Origin of the sequence: Rathayibacter sp. AY2B9 (assembly GCF_002931595.1) — a bacterium.
Taxonomy (GTDB): domain Bacteria; phylum Actinomycetota; class Actinomycetes; order Actinomycetales; family Microbacteriaceae; genus Rathayibacter.
The window spans coordinates 91,495-106,851 of the sequence record NZ_PSUB01000002.1 but is presented as its reverse complement, the minus strand read 5'-3'; the positions used below and the strand labels follow the sequence as shown (position 1 = coordinate 106,851).

The following is a 15,357-nucleotide window of genomic DNA, read 5'->3' as shown; positions in this document are numbered from 1 at the left end:
TCCTCCGCGAGGCACCGCCTCCCGAGCGGCGTCCCACCCGGGGAGCGGCGTCACGAGCGGCACCGCGCGTCAGCCCGCCGCGCGGCGCAGGGCGTCGTCGACGGAGGAGCGGACGAGGCTGGAGAGGAAGAAGCCCGGCTTCTCGACGCCGATGCCCGCCAGCAGGCCCGCCGCCTGGTCGACGATCGCGGTCGAGAAGGTCGTGGCGGTCGAGACGGCCTCCGCGTAGGCGGCGCGGTCCGACTCCGCCACGGTGACCGGCTCCCCGCCCATCTCGACCACCAGCGCCTGCGCGATCGGCAGCACCGGGCCCGGCGCCGACACGGCGAAGTAGGTCTCGGAGAGGCGCGCCAGGTCGAGGCTGGTGCCGCTGAAGGCCATCGCCGGGTGGACTGCCAGGGGGATGACCCCGGAGGCGAGCGCCGGAGCGAGCACCCCGTAGCCGTGCTCGGGTGCCGTGTGCAGCACCAGCTGGCCGGGCTGCCACGCTCCGGTCGCGGCGAGCCCCGCGACCAGGGCGGCGATCTCGCTCCCGGGGACGGCGACGATCACCAGCTCGCTGCGCTCGACGAGCTCGGGGATCGCGAGCACGGGGACTCCGGGGAGCAGCGCGTCGGCGCGCTCGCGGCCGCTCTCGCTGGTGGTGGCGATACCGATCACGGCGTGGCCGGCCCCGGCGAGCGCGGCACCGAGCACCGGGCCCACGCGTCCGGCACCGATCACGCCGACGCCCAGGCGTCCGTCGCGGCGGTTCTCAGGCATGCGGTTCCCCCTCCGGAGCGGGCCAGTCGGGCAGGGCGGGTGCGGCCGCCCGCCGCCCCCACTGGTGGCTCGCGTCGCGGTCGGCGGCCCGCACTCCGGCCGTCGCGAGGCTCTCGAAGAAGGCGAGTCCGTCGGCTGCGCTCATCACCGGCACGAGCGGAGTGACGGGGCCGGCCACCGTGTGCACGCGCGCCGAGGCCAGCCCGAGCAGGCGCTGGAGCGGTCCCTGCTGGACCCCGACGCTCTGCATCCGCGCCAGGGGCACCACGGCGACCCGCCGCCAGACCGCTCCGCTGCGCAGGATCGCGACCTCGTCCGTCAGCCGGTACCCGGTCCTCCGGAACGAGAAGGGGCGGAGCCACACCGCCGAGCGCGGCGCCCGGGTGAAGCCGGCCGCGTCGCGGTGCCGAAGCGCGTCTCCGACGGGCGTCGACTCCGCTCCCTCGGCCGGTCCGGGCAGCAGGAGGGCGAGGACGCGCTCGACGGCGGCGAGGTCGCCCACGGGCAGGATCGTGGTGTTCGGCTCGCCGTTCGCCCCGCGGGAGGCCGCGTGGCCGGCGCGGTCGATCCGCACCTGCCACCAGCCGAAGGGGCGCCAGAGCAGCGGCTGCGTGATCTCGACGGCGTGGATCCGGCCGGGCGGGATCGTGTCGCTGCTGGTCGAGAGCACGCCGTAGCCGACCCGCACGCCGTCGGGCGTCGCGGCGATCGAGTACCGGAGCGAGCGCACGAACTGGCGGACGTAGTAGCTGCCCGAGCCGATCAGGCCCGGCAGGATCGCGAAGAGCACGTAGGGCGAGCCGTAGACGGCGACGAACACCACGGCGACGACCGAGGCGGCCAGGAACAGCGTGAAGCCGCTGAAGACGAGCGAGCCGAGGAGCCGGCCCGGCGGGATCGAGACGACCGACTCGGGCGGCGTCTCGTCCTGAGGCTCGCCGAACTCCTCCAGCCGGCGCGCCAGGAACCCGCCCGCCGGAGCCGCACCGTCGACCGTCGCCTCCCGCTCGCGCACCCCGGACGCGAGCCGCAGGATGTCGCGGCGCAGGGCGTCAACCAAGCGCGACCCGAGGTACGACAGCTGGACGTTCGCGTCCTGCCCGGCCACGCTCACCTCGAGCTTCGCGGCTCCGAACAGCCGCGCGAACAGCGGACGCTGCACCGCGATGCCCTGGATGCGGTCCAGCCGCGCCCGCCGGTTGGTCCGGAAGAGCACGCCGGAGCGCACCTCGACGAGCTCGTCCGTGATGCGGAAGGTGTGCATCCGCCAGGACAGCCAGAACGCGAAGACGGCGACCGCCAGGCCCACCGCGACCGCCAGCAGCGCCCAGCCGACGAGACCGCGGCGCAGCAGCTCGTCGACCGGATCGCCACTCTCGAACCCCTCCGGCCCGGGCAGGAACAGCTCGACCAGGCGCTCGCGGAGGTTCGTGATCACGATGCCGAGGACGACCAGCAGGCCGATCCCGCCCTTGAGGACCGGGGTCGCGGGATGGAGGCGGTGCCACTCCCCGTCGGCGAGGTCCGTCTCGACGGCGCGGAGCTCGGTCACAGGCCGGCCCGGCGCGACTCGGCGAGCTCGACCAGGCGGTCGCGGAGCTCCTCCGCGTCCTGCTCGGCCAGGCCCGGGATGCTGACGCCGGTCGCCGCGGCGGCGGTGACGAAGCGGAGGTCGGCGAGGCCGAGCGCCCGGGCGAGCGGCCCGCGGTTGACGTCGATGAGCTGCATCCGCCCGTACGGCACCGACACGAAGCGCTGGAACATGATGCCGCGGCGGAAGAGGAGGTCGTCCTGGCGCAGGAGGTAGCCGTAGGCGCGCGCACGGCGCGGGGCCACGATCAGGAGGGTCACCGCGAGGGCGGCCGCGGCGGCCAGCGGGATCCAGCCCCACGGCAGGCCGATCAGCATCAGCACCACGGGCACGGCGAGCAGCATCACGCTCGACACGACGGCCGACACGATCTCGACCGCGACGTACCGGGGCGAGACGCGGCGCCACTCCCCCGTGATGTCGAGGCGGTCCCGCCGGCGTCCCCTCGCGTCGCGGCGGGTCGTCGGCGACGCGTCCTCGGGCTCGGCGGGCATGGCGTCGTCCTCACTGCCCGCGGCGATCCGGGCGTCGGCGTCAGGCGTGGTTCACCTCGCCGACGGCGCTGTCGTCGTCGTCGCTCGGCGGGATGGTGCACAGGTGCTCGGCGACCAGGCCGGCCACCAGCAGGACGAGCGCACCCACGATGGTCGCGACGTCCTGCCACACGGAGCCTAGCGAAGGGATCGCACGGCTCAGCAGGTACACCAGGATGCCGCCGGAGGCTCCGAGCAGCAGAGCACCGACGTGGCTGGACGCCTTCGCCAGTACCACGACGCGCATCGCCCGGAACGGATCGATGGGCCGGCGCAGCGTGCCCTTCGTGGCGCGGTGGATCGGGACGGCGAAGCCGAGCACGAGGGCCGCGACCACGATCAGGGTCAGCGGAACCGTCAGCGGCGGGATGAGCACGGGGCGGCCGGCGGCGGCGATCGCGAGGTCGAGGAGGAACCCCGCGACGGCCCCGGCGAGGCCGAGTCCGAGCAGGGTGCTGATGCGGGTGCGCCTCATGGGGTCCTGCTCTCGGGGTCGGCGGTGGTGCCGCGGGCGGAGTCGCGCCCCGGCCAGGTCAACCCGGCCGGGTGGTCGGTCACGCGGTCGGTCGCCCGTGCGCGCAGCTCGGCCACGGGTCCGGCTCCGGGAAGGACCGCCGCCGGCTCGGCGTCGAGCCACGGCTCGAGCACGAACGCCCGCTCGGCGGCCCGCGGGTGCGGGAGGGTCAGGTGCGCGTCGTCGCGGAGCACGCCGCCGACCGCGATCACGTCGATGTCGAGGGTCCGGTCGCCCCAGCGCTCCTCGCCCTCGCCGCGGATCCGGCCGCCGGCCGATTCGATCGCCGCCGTCGCCGCGAGCAGGTCGTCGGGCTCGAGGACGGTCGAGCCGGTCACGACCGCGTTGAGGTACCCGGGCGCGTCCGCGTCGACGCCCTCGGGCTTCCACGCGGGCGACTCGACGACCTTGGACACCGCCTCGATGCGCAGGCCCGGCGTCGTGGCGAGGGCCCGCAGCGCCTCCTCGAGGTGCGCCAGGCGGTCGCCGAGGTTGCTGCCGAGCGCGAGCACGACGTGGCGCACCGGGCGGACGCGCTCCTGCCGCGGCCTCACGAGCGGGTCCTCGTGATCTGCACGGCCACGTCCTCGAACGGCAGCGGGATCGGCGCGTCCGGCTTGTGGACGGTGATGCGGACGACGTCGGCGGCGGCGAAGCCCAGTGCCACCCGGGCGAGGCGCTCGGCCAGGGTCTCGATGAGGTCGACCGGGTCGCGGGTCACCGCGTCGGCCAGGGCGATCGCGAGCTCGCCGTAGTGCACCGTCTCGGCCAGCGCGTCGCCCTCGGCCGCCGGCGCGGTGTCGAGCCAGACCGTCGCGTCGATCACGAAGTCCTGGCCGTTCTCGCGCTCGAAGTCGAAGACGCCGTGGTGCGCGCGCACGCGCAGCCCGGTGAGGGTGATGGAGTCGCGCACGGCCAGGGCGGCGGGGTCGATCGCGGTCACGGGGTCTCCTCCTGGAGTCGGGCGGCGAGGGCCAGGGCGCGGGCGGACGAGCGGACGTCGTGGACCCGGACGCCCCAGGCGCCGTGCTCGGCGGCGACGAGGCTCAGCATGGCGGAGACCTCGTCGCGCTCGGCGGCCGGGGCGCCGGCGGGGGCGAACGGAGCGAGGAACCGCTTGCGCGAGTGGCCGACCAGGACCGGGAAGCCCAGCGAGACGATCGCGTCGAGCCCGGCCAGCAGCGCCCAGTCGTGCGCGCCGACCTTCGCGAAGCCGAGGCCCGGGTCGAGCAGGAGGCGGTCGTCCCGGATCCCGGCCTCACGGGCGGCGTCGACGCGGCGCTCGAGCTCGCCGCGGACGTCCGCCACCACGTCGCCGTAGGAGGCGAGAGCGGTCATGCCCGCGCTGTGCCCGCGCCAGTGCATCGCGATGTACACTGCGCCGCGCTCGGCGACGAGCTGGAGCATCCGCGGATCGGCGAGGCCGCCGGAGACGTCGTTGACGACGACGGCGCCCGCGTCCAGAGCGGCCTCCGCCGTGGCGGCGCTCATCGTGTCGATGCTGACGCGCACCCCCTCCGCGGCGAGGGCGCGGACGACGGGCAGCACGCGGCCCTGCTCGGCGGCGGAGTCGACGCGGGCCGCACCGGGGCGGGTGCTCTCTCCGCCGACGTCGACCAGGTCCGCGCCGAACGCGGCGGGTCCGTCCCCGGCGGGCCGGGTCAGGTCGAGGCCGTGGCGGACGGCGTCGTCGACGGACAGCCAGCGTCCGCCGTCGCTGAACGAGTCCGGAGTGACGTTGAGGATCCCGAGGAGCGCGGCGCGGCCGGTCGGCGTGAGGTCGGCGACGGTGGTGGCCACGTCACTCCCCCCGCGCGGCGCCGATCAGCGCGATGATCTCGGCGCGGGCGGCCGGGTCGGCGAGGGAGCCGCGGGCGGCGACCGTCACGGTCGAGCTCGCGGTCTGGCGCGGCCCGCGCATCCGCACGCAGCCGTGCTCGGCGTCGACCACGACGAGCACTCCCTCGGGAGCGAGGCCCTGCTCGAGCGCGTCGGCGATCTGCTCGGTCATCCGCTCCTGGATCTGCGGTCGCGACGCGACCGTCTCGACCACGCGCGGCAGCCGGCCGAGGCCGACGACCCGCTCGCGCGGCCGGTAGGCGATGTGCGCGACGCCGAGGAACGGCAGGAGGTGGTGCTCGCAGACGGAGCGGAAGGCGAGGTCGCGCACGACCACCGTCTGGTCGAGCGGCGACTCCTGGCCGCCCTCCACCACCGCGAACGTCTCGGTCAGCTGGGCCGCGGCGTCGTCGTCGAACCCGCCGAAGAACTCCTCGTACGCCTCGGCGAACCGCCGCGGCGTGTCGAGGAGTCCCTCGCGGCCCGGGTCGTCCCCGATGGCCGCGAGGATCTCGGCGACGGCCGCCTCGATGCGCGCCTTGTCGACGGGCACGCGCGCGCTACGCCGTCGCGGGGCGCGGGTTGATCAGCGGCGGGCGCTTCGGCGCGACCTCGTCGGCACCGGCGGAGGAGACTCCCCCGTCGGTCGCACCCGAGTCGATCGGCGCCTTGGCGACCGGGACCGCGATGGGCGGCAGGTCGGACAGGGGGCGCTTGTCGCTCGAGAGCCACTGCGGGCGCTCGTCGATGCGGCGGACGTCCTTGAAGATCTCGGCCAGCTGGTCGTGGTCGAGCGTCTCCTTCTCGAGCAGCTCCATCGCGAGGCGGTCGAGGATGTCGCGGTTGTCGTTGATGACCTGCCACGCCTCGTCGTGCGCCTGCTCGATGAGCTGGCGCGTCTCGGCGTCGACCGTCTCGGCGATCTGCTCGGAGTAGTCGCGCTGGTGGCCCATGTCGCGGCCGAGGAACATCTCGCCCGACGACTGGCCGAGCTTGACCGCTCCGACGTTCGCGGACATGCCGTAGTCGGTGACCATCTTGCGGGCGATGGAGGTCGCCTTCTCGATGTCGTTCGACGCTCCGGTGGTGGGGTCGTGGAAGACGATCTCCTCCGCGACGCGGCCGCCCATCGCGTACGTGAGCTGGTCGAGGAGCTCGTTGCGGGTCGTGGAGTACTTGTCCTCCAGCGGGAGCACCATCGTGTAGCCGAGGGCACGACCGCGCGGAAGGATCGTGACCTTGGTCACGGGGTCGGTGTGGCGCATCGCCGCCGCCGCCAGAGCGTGTCCGCCCTCGTGGTAGGCGGTGATCAGCTTCTCCTTGTCGCGCATGACCCGCGTGCGGCGCTGCGGCCCCGCGATGACGCGGTCGATCGCCTCGTCGAGCGCACGGTTGTCGATCAGCTGCGCGTTGGAGCGGGCTGTGAGCAGCGCGGCCTCGTTGAGGACGTTGGCCAGGTCGGCGCCGGTGAAGCCCGGGGTCTTGCGGGCGACGACCTCGAGGTCGACTCCGCCGGCGAGCGGCTTGCCGCGGCCGTGGACCTCGAGGATCCGCTTGCGGCCGAGCAGGTCGGGGGCGTCGACGCCGATCTGGCGGTCGAAGCGGCCCGGACGCAGCAGCGCGGGGTCGAGGATGTCGGGGCGGTTCGTCGCCGCGATCAGGATGACGTTCGTCTTGACGTCGAAGCCGTCCATCTCGACCAGCAGCTGGTTGAGGGTCTGCTCGCGCTCGTCGTGACCGCCGCCCATGCCGGCGCCGCGGTGGCGGCCGACGGCGTCGATCTCGTCGACGAAGATGATGGCCGGCGAGTTCTCCTTCGCCTGCTGGAAGAGATCGCGGACACGGCTCGCGCCGACGCCGACGAACATCTCGACGAAGTCCGATCCGGAGATGGAGTAGAAGGGGACGCCCGCCTCGCCCGCGACCGCGCGCGCCAGCAGGGTCTTGCCGGTGCCGGGAGGGCCGTAGAGCAGGACGCCCTTCGGGATGCGGGCGCCGACGGCCTGGAACTTCGCGGGCTCCTTGAGGAACTCCTTGATCTCGTGCAGCTCCTCGATCGCCTCGTCGGCGCCGGCGACATCGCCGAACGTGACCTTGGGCGACTCCTTCGAGACGAGCTTCGCCTTCGACTTGCCGAACTGCATGACGCGGTTGCCGCCGCCCTGCATGCCCGAGAGCATCAGCCAGAAGAACGCGCCGATCAGCAGGATGGGGAGCAGGAAGCCGAGAGCCGAGAGGAACCAGTTGGTCTGCGGGACCTCGTCGTTGTAGCCGGTGCTGCCGAGATCGGCCGCGGACACCGCGTCGACGACCTCCGCGCCGCGAGGTGCCACGTAGTAGAACTGCACCTGCGTGCCGTTGTCGCCGTCGGCCTGCTTGAGCGTGAGGTCGACGCGCTGCTCGCCGTCCACGATCTTCGCCGAGTCGACCTTGCCGTCCTTCAGGAGGTCGAGACCCTCCTGCGTCGTGACCGGCCGGAAGCCGGACATGGTGATCAGCGAGGAGCCGATCCACACCGCGACGATCGCCAGGACGACGTAGAGGATGGGACCCCGGAAGATGCGCTTCACGTTCATGCTTGTTGCGGGTGCGACACCCGGCGCCTTTCTGACGAGGAGATTGTGCCTGCCAGGCTACCTCCCGCACTCTGAGCGCCGCCCACGCGTTCGCCGTGGGCCGAACGGCCGCGGGCTGTGTTGTCCGGCGGGGATGCGGCGGGCGGCATCCCCGCGCGCGGTCGGCTTCACGAGATGGTGCGTTCCGCAGAGCGGGTCTCGTCGGACTGCCGGGAAACGCTGACACGCGTCGGCACCGTCCGGCGGGGATGCGGCGGGCCGCATCCCCGCGCGCGGTCGGCTTCGCGAGATGGTGCGTTCCGCAGAGCGGGGTGCGTCGGACTGCCGGGAAACGCTGGCACGCGTTTCCCGGTCCGCGTCCTCTGCCTTGCGGGTGGAGGTCGCGGGGATCGGCGCTTCGGCGGTAGGGACGCGCCGCGAGAACGCAGGAGTTGTCGCACTCGAGCTCGACAGCGACAACTACTGCGGTCTCGGGAAGGAGGCGAAGGTGTCCGAGCGGGCGCGCCGCGAGAGCGCAGGAGTTGTCGCACTCGAGCTCGACAGCGACGACTACTGCGGTCTCGGAGGGGGCGAAGGTGTCCGGGCGGGGCCGCCGCGAGAAGGGGCGGCAGACGCGGACGGACCGGGCCCGCACAGCCCGGGTCAGGCCGACTCGAGGAGGGGCTCCGGGTCGCGGAGGGCGGGCACGAGGCCGCGGCGGCGGCGGGCGGCGGCCAGCACGGTCACGGCGAGCGCCCCGACCAGCCAGAGCACGAGCACCAGGACCGCGTGCGCGACTCCGATGCTGCCGCCGGCGATCAGCGAGCGGAACGCCTCCACCGTCCAGGTCAGCGGCAGCACGCCGTGGATCGCCTGGAAGAAGGCGGGAGCGGTCTCGACCGGGTAGGTGCCTCCGGCCGAGGACAGCTGCAGCACGATCATCAGCAGCGCCAGGAACCGGCCCGGGGCGTCCAGCAGCGCGATCAGCGCCTGGTTGATCGCCACGAAGGTGAGGCTCGTGAGCACGGCGATCCCGATCAGCCCGGGCAGGTTCGACGCCTCGACGCCCACTCCGAAGCGGATGACGAGCGCGGCCAGGACGCCCTGGGCGACCGCCATCAGCGCGCCGGGCAGGTAGCTGCGCAGCGCGATGACCCAGGCGGGACGGCGCGCGGCGAGGAGGCGGGAGCTGAGCGGGGCGCTCATCAGGTAGAAGGCGAGCGCGCCGACCCAGAGCGCGAGCGCCATGAAGTAGGGGGCGAGGCCGTAGCCGTAGGACGGCACGCGGTTCATCCGCTCGGCGTCGATCCCGACCGGGGCGGCCGCGACGGTGCTGAGCTCCTGCGCCTGCTCACCGGTGTAGGTGGGCACGTCGTCCGCGCCGTCCGAGAGCTTCGTGTCGAGGGTGCGCGATCCGGAGGCGAGCGAGTCGATCCCGTCGGCGAGGTCCTGCGAACCGGTGGCCGCGTCGGCCGAGCCGGTCGCGGCGGTCTCGGCGCCGTCCGCGAGGTCCGAGGCGCCCGTCGCGAGGGCGGCCGTCCCGGAGGCGAGGTCGGAGGCGCCGGCGGCCGCGGAGGCGATTCCGCTGGTGAGCGGGCCGACCGCGCCGGAGAGGGTGTCCACTCCGCCGGCGACCTGCGCGGCTCCGCTGTCGAGGGTCGCAGCTCCCTGGGCGAGGGCCTGCGCACCGGTCTGCAGCTTCTGGGCGCCGTCTGCGGCGGAGGTCGCCCCGGTGGACAGAGCGGCGGTGCCGGTCGCGAGGTCGGCGGCTCCGCCCGAGACCGTGGCGGCACCGGCGGCGAGCGCCGTCAGTCCGCTGCCGTCGTCGCCGACGAGCGCGGTCGCACCGGAGGCGAGCGTCTGCGCGCCCGCGTCCGCCGAGGCGGCTCCGCCCGCGAGGGCGGCCGCACCCTGCTCGAGGGCGGTCAGCTCGGCCACGCGCTGGGCGTCGGACAGCGAGTCGTACCGCGAGAGCAGGGAGGCGAGGCCGGAGTCGACGCCGGTCGCCCCGGTGGCGAGTTGCGGAGTGGCGGTCGCGAGCGCTCCCGCGCCGGTCGCGAGCTGCTGGGCTCCTGCGAGGGCCTTCCCCGCTCCGTCGGAGAGGGAGGCGGACCCGGTGGCCAGCGCCTCGGCGCCGGACGCCGCCGAGGCCGCGCCGTCCTTCAGGGTCGACGTCCCCGCGGCGAGGTCGGCGGCGCCCGAGGCGAGCGACGCCGCTCCGCCGTCGAGCTGCTGGGCGCCGTCGGCGACCGTGCGGGCTCCCGTGTCGAGCGCCGCCGCCTGGTCGGGCAGCTGCCCGGTCCCGCTCGCGATCCGCTGGAGTCCCGACGAGAGGTCGGACGCTCCGGAGGCCGCGCTCCCCGCGCCCGAGCGGAGGGAGTCGGCGCCGGTCGCCAGCTGCGCGGTGCCGTCCTGCAGCTGCGCGAGCCCGACGACCAGCTCGGAGGAGCCGGACGCGGCGGTCCCGGCGCCGTCCGCCAGCTGAGCGGCGCCGTCGGCCGCCTGCTCGAGGCTCGAGTGCACATCGGTGAAGCCGAGGTAGACGTTCTCGAGGTAGGTCGCGCCGACCTTCTCCTCCAGCGTCTTCGTCACGGTGGTGCCGATGGTGGAGGCGATGTTGCCGACGATCAGGTTGGCCGCGTCGTTCGTCTCGATCGACAGCTTCGCCTGCACGGCCGCGGCGGGGTCGTCGCCGCCGACGGAGGCGACGTCGGCCGAGAAGCCGGCCGGCACCGTCAGCACGGCGAGGACGTCGCCGGAGGCGAGCTCGTGGGACGCCTCGTCGGCACCGGTCGCCGTCCAGGCGAAGTCCGAGCCGGACGTGTCGGTGGTGAGCTGCTCGGTCAGGTCGTCGCCGAGGGCGAGCGCGGAGCCGTCCGAGGCGGTCGCGCCGGTGTCCTCGTTGACGATCGCGGCGGGCACCGTGTCGAGGTGGTGCGTGGGATCGAGGTTGGCCGAGGTCAGCAGTCCCGCGTAGATCAGCGGGATGAGCGCGATCGCGGCGAAGACGACGACGAGGCGCGGGTTCACGGCGCGCAGGGCGCGGCGGAGCGGGGAGGTGGTCATGGTCCTTCTACTTCGTGGAGTGCAGGGCGGCGAGCCGCGGCGAGGCGACTCCGGTGACGAGGAGCTCGGCGATGTCGGCGGAGGCCGAGGCCACGGGACGGCGGGCGTCGCCGTCGAGGAGCCAGCCGACGACCAGCCAGGTGGTGCCGGCGGCGAGGAGGACGGCGAAGCGCTCGACGCGGGCGTGGTCGCCGCCGCCCGATCCGCGCTCGGCGAGGGGCGAGAAGGCGAGGAGCCGCTGCGCGAGGAACGCGACGACCGACTCCTGCACGGCGCGGGCCGTGCCTCCGCTCAGCACGCGGCGGTAGAAGTCGGCGTGCACGAGCAGGCCCTCGAGGAGCCCGCGGACGATGCGGGGGACCGCGCCCTCCCAGTCGGCGGGGGCGGTGCCGGGAGCGACGTCGCCGAACAGCGCGTGCATCCGCTCCACCGCGGCGGCCTCGATCAGGGACGGCACATCGCCGAAGTGCTGGTAGAACGTGGGGCGGCTGACGCCCGCGGCGCCGCAGAGCTCCGTGATGGAGGGCTGGTCGTCGCCCGGGCGGTCGAGGGCCGTCGTGATCGCGGTGAGCAGGAGCTCGCGCGAGCGGGTGAGCCGCGGATCGGTCACGGGGTCCTTCTTCCCGGCGCGAGAAGCGCCTTCTTTACGTCCGTCAGATAACTTACAACCGTAAAGAAGAGCGCGCAAGCGTCAGGAGGAGGGCGGCTCCGGGAGCAGCGTCGCGATGGCGGACGTGTCGACGATCACCGAGTCGTGCGGAGTCAGTCCCGGGCTCCGGGGCGTCGGCACCGGCAGGCGCACGAGGAGGGCGCCCGGATCCACGCCGAAGCGCCCGGAGCGGGTGCGGCCGACCGGATCGCCGTCCAGCTCGGCGAGCACCGGCTGGTCGAGCTCGAACGAGAACTCGCGGCCGGGCCACTGCCGGAGGGAGGCGAGCCCGTTGCGGTTGCCGGTCGCGACATCCAGCGCGAGGCCGAAGCGCCGACGCAGCAGCACCAGCTCCAGGTCGCCGTCGTCGAGCACCGCGCCCGCGGCCAGCTCGATGTTCGCCACCACGGAGCTGCAGTTGCAGGCCAGCACCATGAAGCAGCGCTGCGGAGGCTCCTCCGCGCCGTCGATCGTGAGGGTCACCTCGAATCCGGCCTTGAACATCGCCGGCGCGCCCGCCGCGAAGTAGGCGCCCCAGCCCACCCGCTTCTTCAGCTCCTCGTCCGTCTTGTCCATGATCTCGGCGTCCAGGCCCACCCCGCCCATCACCATGAACACCCGCTCCTCGCCGTCGTCGAACGCGGCCGTGCCCACGTCGATGGCGCGGTCCTGCCCGAGCAGGGCGATCTCGACCGCCTCGGGCAGCGAGCCGAGCGGGATCCCGAGGTTCCGCGCGAGGAGGTTGCCCGTGCCGCTGGGCAGCAGGCCGTAGGGGACGCCGGTCCCCCGCAGCACTGTGGCGACGGCGCGGACGGTGCCGTCGCCTCCCATCGAGCACACCAGGTCCGGGCCCGCCTCGAGCGCGGCGCGGGCCGCGGCGGCACCGGAGTCGCCCGGGCTGGTCTCGAACCAGAGCGGCTCGTTCCAGCCGTGGCGGCGCGCGATCGTCGCGACCAGGTCCTCCGCGGCGCCGACGTCGTCGAACTTGCTCGGGTTGATCACGACGGCGACGGTGCGCTTCTCGGGTGCCTTCACCCCGTCAGTCTGACGGCACCGGCGACCGGTCCAGTCGCGCTGACGCCTCCAGCGCGAGCACGGCGCCGATCTCGGCCGAGAGCGTGGCGGGCAGCGACGGAGGCGCGTCCCACCGGGGCCCGGCCAGCAGCACGCCGCGGCGGACGCTCGAGCTCTGCAGCGCGGCGACGCTGCCGGTGACGAAACCGCGGACGCGAGCCGCCACCGCGGGCGCGACTCCGCTCGTCGTGGCGAGGTCGACGAGGTGCCGGTAGGCGATGCCGCCGAACAGGGCGCCGTCCCCCGATCCCTGGTCGACGAAGACGCCGTCGGGGGCGAGCCGGTCCAGCAGGTCCTCGGCCGTGCGGGAGGCGTGGGCGACCAGGCGGGGGTCGGGCCGCAGGCGGTGCAGGGCGAGCGCCGCGCCGATGTAGACGGCGTAGTTGTAGCTGAAGGCCCAGTCGTCGCGCGCAGAACCTCCCTCGCGGCCGATGCCGTCGGCGACGAAGCCGGTGTCGTCGTCGCGGAGGCGCACGTGCATCCAGTCGAGGGCGGCGCGCGAGAGCTCCTCCCGGCCGTCGGGCCGCAGCCGCTCCAGGCGCGCGCCGAGGATCGCGAACGGGCCGTTCGCGGGCGCGTTCTTGTAGTCCAGCTGCCGGCGGCGCCAGGCGAGGCTCGCCCCGTGGCGGAGGTTCCAGCCCTTCGCGACGGCGAAGCGCCACAGGCGGTCGGCCCGGTCGAGGAAGCGCGGGTCGCCCGAGGCCTCCCCGAGGCGGGCGAGCGCGCCACCGAGCCACATCATGTCGTCGAAGTAGCCGTTGACCAGGCGCCCGCCGTTGCGGAGGCGGATCGCGCGATGGATCCGCCGGGCACGCTCCAGGTGCGCCTCGTCGCCCGTGCGCTCGAAGGCGTCGACGGCCGCGTCGATCGCGTGCGCGAGCCACCAGTAGTTGAACTCGAGGTCGGCCCGCAGCGAGGTCGGGTAGCTCATGTGGTAGCCCAGCAGCGGCACCGCGAAGAGCCGCTCGAGGCTCTCCTGCGCGGTGTCCGAGGGGCTACTCGTAGACGTGCGGGGCGAGGACGGCGACATCGCGGAGGTTGCGGTAGCGCTCGGCGTAGTCGAGCCCGTAGCCGATCACGAACTCGTTCGGGATGTCGAAGCCGACGTAGGCCACGTCGACCTCGACCTTGGCGGCCGCGGGCTTGCGGAAGAGCGCGCAGATCTCGACGGACTCGGCGCCGCGGCTGCGGAGGTTGCCCTGCAGCCACGAGAGCGTGAGGCCGGAGTCGATGATGTCCTCGACGATCAGCACCTTGCGGTTCGTGATGTCGGAGTCGAGGTCCTTCAGGATCCGCACGACGCCGGAGGACTTGGTGCCGCTCCCGTAGGACGAGACGGCCATCCAGTCCATGACGATGTCGAGCTTGAGCTCGCGGGCCAGATCGGCCATCACCATCACGGCGCCGCGCAGCACCCCGACGATGAGCAGGTTCTCGCCCGCGTAGTCGCGCTCGATGGCGCGGGCCAGGGCGCGGATCCGCTCGTGGATCTCGGCCTCGGTGTAGAGGACCTCGGTGATGTCGTCGGCGATGTCGGCTGCTTCCACCCGGCCACTCTACGGGTGACCGGCGCCCGTCTCCCCTCCGCGAGACGCCGCTCTCGTACACCTCCGTCGGCGAGTCGCGTGCCGGAGCGGCATCTCGCGGGGAGGGGCCGGGCGTCGCGCGGGGACCGGCGTCGCGGGGACAGGGTCAGGGGGCTGCGGGTGCGAAGACGAGGGTGGTGCCGCGGCGGGTGGCGAGGACGCCGGGGAGGTCGACGCCCTTCTGGCCGTGCCAGTCGGTGACCAGCGCGGCGACCGCCAGCGTCTGCGAGCGCGAGAGCGCGACTCCGAACTCGTTCGCCACGACCAGGCGGATGATCCGCTGCCGCAGCGCCGGCGGGTCCGCGGCGAGCCCGCGCGCGTCGACCGTGACGTGCCCCGCCTCGTCCTGGCCCACCAGCTCGAGCGCCCAGTCGAGGGCGAGCGCGTCGAGCGCGTCCCCGTCCTCCCGCAGCTGCTCGGCCGTGCGCGCCAGGGCCTGCGCCACTCCCGGCCCGAGCTCGTCCTCCAGCACGGGCAGCACGCGGTTCCGCACCCGGACCCGCGAGTAGCGGGGGTCGTCGTTGTGCGGGTCGTCCCACGGCACGAGCCCCTGGTCGGCGCAGGCGAGGCGGGTCGTCTCGCGCCGCAGGCCCAGAATCGGCCGACGCAGCGGCCCGCTGACCGGCGCCATCCCGTGCAGCGAGGCCGCACCGGCTCCGCGGGCGAGCCCCAGCAGCACCGTCTCGGCCTGGTCGTCGAGGGTGTGGCCCAGGAGGATCGCGGCGGCGCCCGTCGCGGTCAGCGCGTCGTCGAAGGCGCGGTAGCGCGCGCTGCGGGCGGCCGCCTCCGGACCGCCCTCGGCGGACACCGTCACCACCTGGCGCAGCACCGGCGCGAGCCCCAGCCCGTGCGCCTGCTCCGCGGCCCGCCGCGCGACCTCCGCCGACGCCTCCTGCAGCCCGTGGTCGACGATCACCGCGCCGGCCCGCCTCCCGCCCCGCGGGGCCTCGAAGGCGACCGCCGCCGCGAGCGCGAGCGAATCCGCTCCCCCGCTCAGCGCGACCAGCACGAGCGCTCCGGGGTCGAGCCCGTCGAGGCTCTCGCGCACCGCCCGCCGCAGATCGGCGACGGCGGGGGTCAGGCGGGGGCGATCGGGCACATCAAGTAACGTAATGCCAGCGATCCGCCCCTCCCGCGCGCGCACCCGCGCGAGCGTTCCGGAGGCCGATCCGTCCGCCGATGCGCCGC

15 protein-coding genes are annotated in these 15,357 nt (G+C 74.2%); all 15 read right to left on the bottom strand.

Going from position 1 to position 15,357, the window contains the following annotated elements; translation table 11 throughout:
* Positions 1-69: 69 nt before the first annotated feature.
* The gene (locus C5C25_RS03150; protein WP_104249704.1) at positions 70-762 is read right to left on the bottom strand and encodes a Rossmann-like and DUF2520 domain-containing protein; all 693 of its coding nucleotides are present in this window, start codon (positions 760-762) and stop codon (positions 70-72) included.
* Positions 755-2,314 carry a PH domain-containing protein gene (locus C5C25_RS03145; protein ID WP_104238409.1) on the bottom strand — a complete coding sequence of 520 codons (1,560 nt, stop codon included), beginning with the start codon at positions 2,312-2,314 and terminating at the stop codon, positions 755-757. Before C5C25_RS03145 ends, C5C25_RS03150 begins: the two co-directional genes overlap by 8 nt.
* Positions 2,311-2,847 carry a PH domain-containing protein gene (locus C5C25_RS03140; RefSeq protein ID WP_104249703.1) on the bottom strand — a complete coding sequence of 179 codons (537 nt, stop codon included), beginning with the start codon at positions 2,845-2,847 and terminating at the stop codon, positions 2,311-2,313. Before C5C25_RS03140 ends, C5C25_RS03145 begins: the two co-directional genes overlap by 4 nt.
* Before the next feature lie 40 nt (positions 2,848-2,887).
* Positions 2,888-3,361: a DUF3180 domain-containing protein gene (locus C5C25_RS03135; RefSeq protein ID WP_104238407.1), complete on the bottom strand. Its 474-nt coding sequence runs from the start codon at positions 3,359-3,361 to the stop codon at positions 2,888-2,890.
* Positions 3,358-3,954 carry a 2-amino-4-hydroxy-6-hydroxymethyldihydropteridine diphosphokinase gene (folK, locus tag C5C25_RS03130; RefSeq protein ID WP_104249702.1) on the bottom strand — a complete coding sequence of 199 codons (597 nt, stop codon included), beginning with the start codon at positions 3,952-3,954 and terminating at the stop codon, positions 3,358-3,360. Before folK ends, C5C25_RS03135 begins: the two co-directional genes overlap by 4 nt.
* Entirely contained in the window at positions 3,951-4,343 is a 393-nt protein-coding gene (gene folB / locus C5C25_RS03125) for a dihydroneopterin aldolase (protein ID WP_104347803.1), read from the bottom strand. Before folB ends, folK begins: the two co-directional genes overlap by 4 nt.
* Complete coding sequence (gene folP / locus C5C25_RS03120; RefSeq protein WP_104249701.1) at positions 4,340-5,200, bottom strand: dihydropteroate synthase; 861 nt, start codon at positions 5,198-5,200, stop codon at positions 4,340-4,342. The genes folB and folP overlap by 4 nt, the downstream gene beginning before the upstream one ends.
* A 1-nt stretch (position 5,201) precedes the next feature.
* Positions 5,202-5,792: a GTP cyclohydrolase I FolE gene (folE, locus tag C5C25_RS03115; RefSeq protein WP_104249700.1), complete on the bottom strand. Its 591-nt coding sequence runs from the start codon at positions 5,790-5,792 to the stop codon at positions 5,202-5,204.
* 7 nt (positions 5,793-5,799) lie between these two features.
* The gene (gene ftsH / locus C5C25_RS03110; protein ID WP_104224104.1) at positions 5,800-7,815 is read right to left on the bottom strand and encodes an ATP-dependent zinc metalloprotease FtsH; all 2,016 of its coding nucleotides are present in this window, start codon (positions 7,813-7,815) and stop codon (positions 5,800-5,802) included.
* A 642-nt stretch (positions 7,816-8,457) separates the two neighbouring features.
* Positions 8,458-10,860 (bottom strand): YhgE/Pip domain-containing protein, encoded by a 2,403-nt coding sequence (locus C5C25_RS03105; protein WP_104249699.1) that lies wholly within the window; start codon positions 10,858-10,860, stop codon positions 8,458-8,460.
* 7 nt (positions 10,861-10,867) lie between these two features.
* Positions 10,868-11,470, bottom strand: coding sequence for a TetR/AcrR family transcriptional regulator (locus tag C5C25_RS03100; protein WP_104226013.1), 603 nt, complete (start codon positions 11,468-11,470; stop codon positions 10,868-10,870).
* 81 nt (positions 11,471-11,551) lie between these two features.
* Complete coding sequence (locus C5C25_RS03095; RefSeq protein ID WP_104234307.1) at positions 11,552-12,544, bottom strand: diacylglycerol kinase family protein; 993 nt, start codon at positions 12,542-12,544, stop codon at positions 11,552-11,554.
* A 4-nt stretch (positions 12,545-12,548) separates the two neighbouring features.
* Positions 12,549-13,613 (bottom strand): glycoside hydrolase family 76 protein, encoded by a 1,065-nt coding sequence (locus C5C25_RS03090; protein WP_104249698.1) that lies wholly within the window; start codon positions 13,611-13,613, stop codon positions 12,549-12,551.
* Positions 13,579-14,130 carry a hypoxanthine phosphoribosyltransferase gene (hpt, locus tag C5C25_RS03085; RefSeq protein WP_104238400.1) on the bottom strand — a complete coding sequence of 184 codons (552 nt, stop codon included), beginning with the start codon at positions 14,128-14,130 and terminating at the stop codon, positions 13,579-13,581. The genes C5C25_RS03090 and hpt overlap by 35 nt, the downstream gene beginning before the upstream one ends.
* A 145-nt stretch (positions 14,131-14,275) precedes the next feature.
* Entirely contained in the window at positions 14,276-15,268 is a 993-nt protein-coding gene (tilS, locus tag C5C25_RS03080; protein WP_104249697.1) for a tRNA lysidine(34) synthetase TilS, read from the bottom strand.
* Positions 15,269-15,357: the final 89 nt, after the last annotated feature.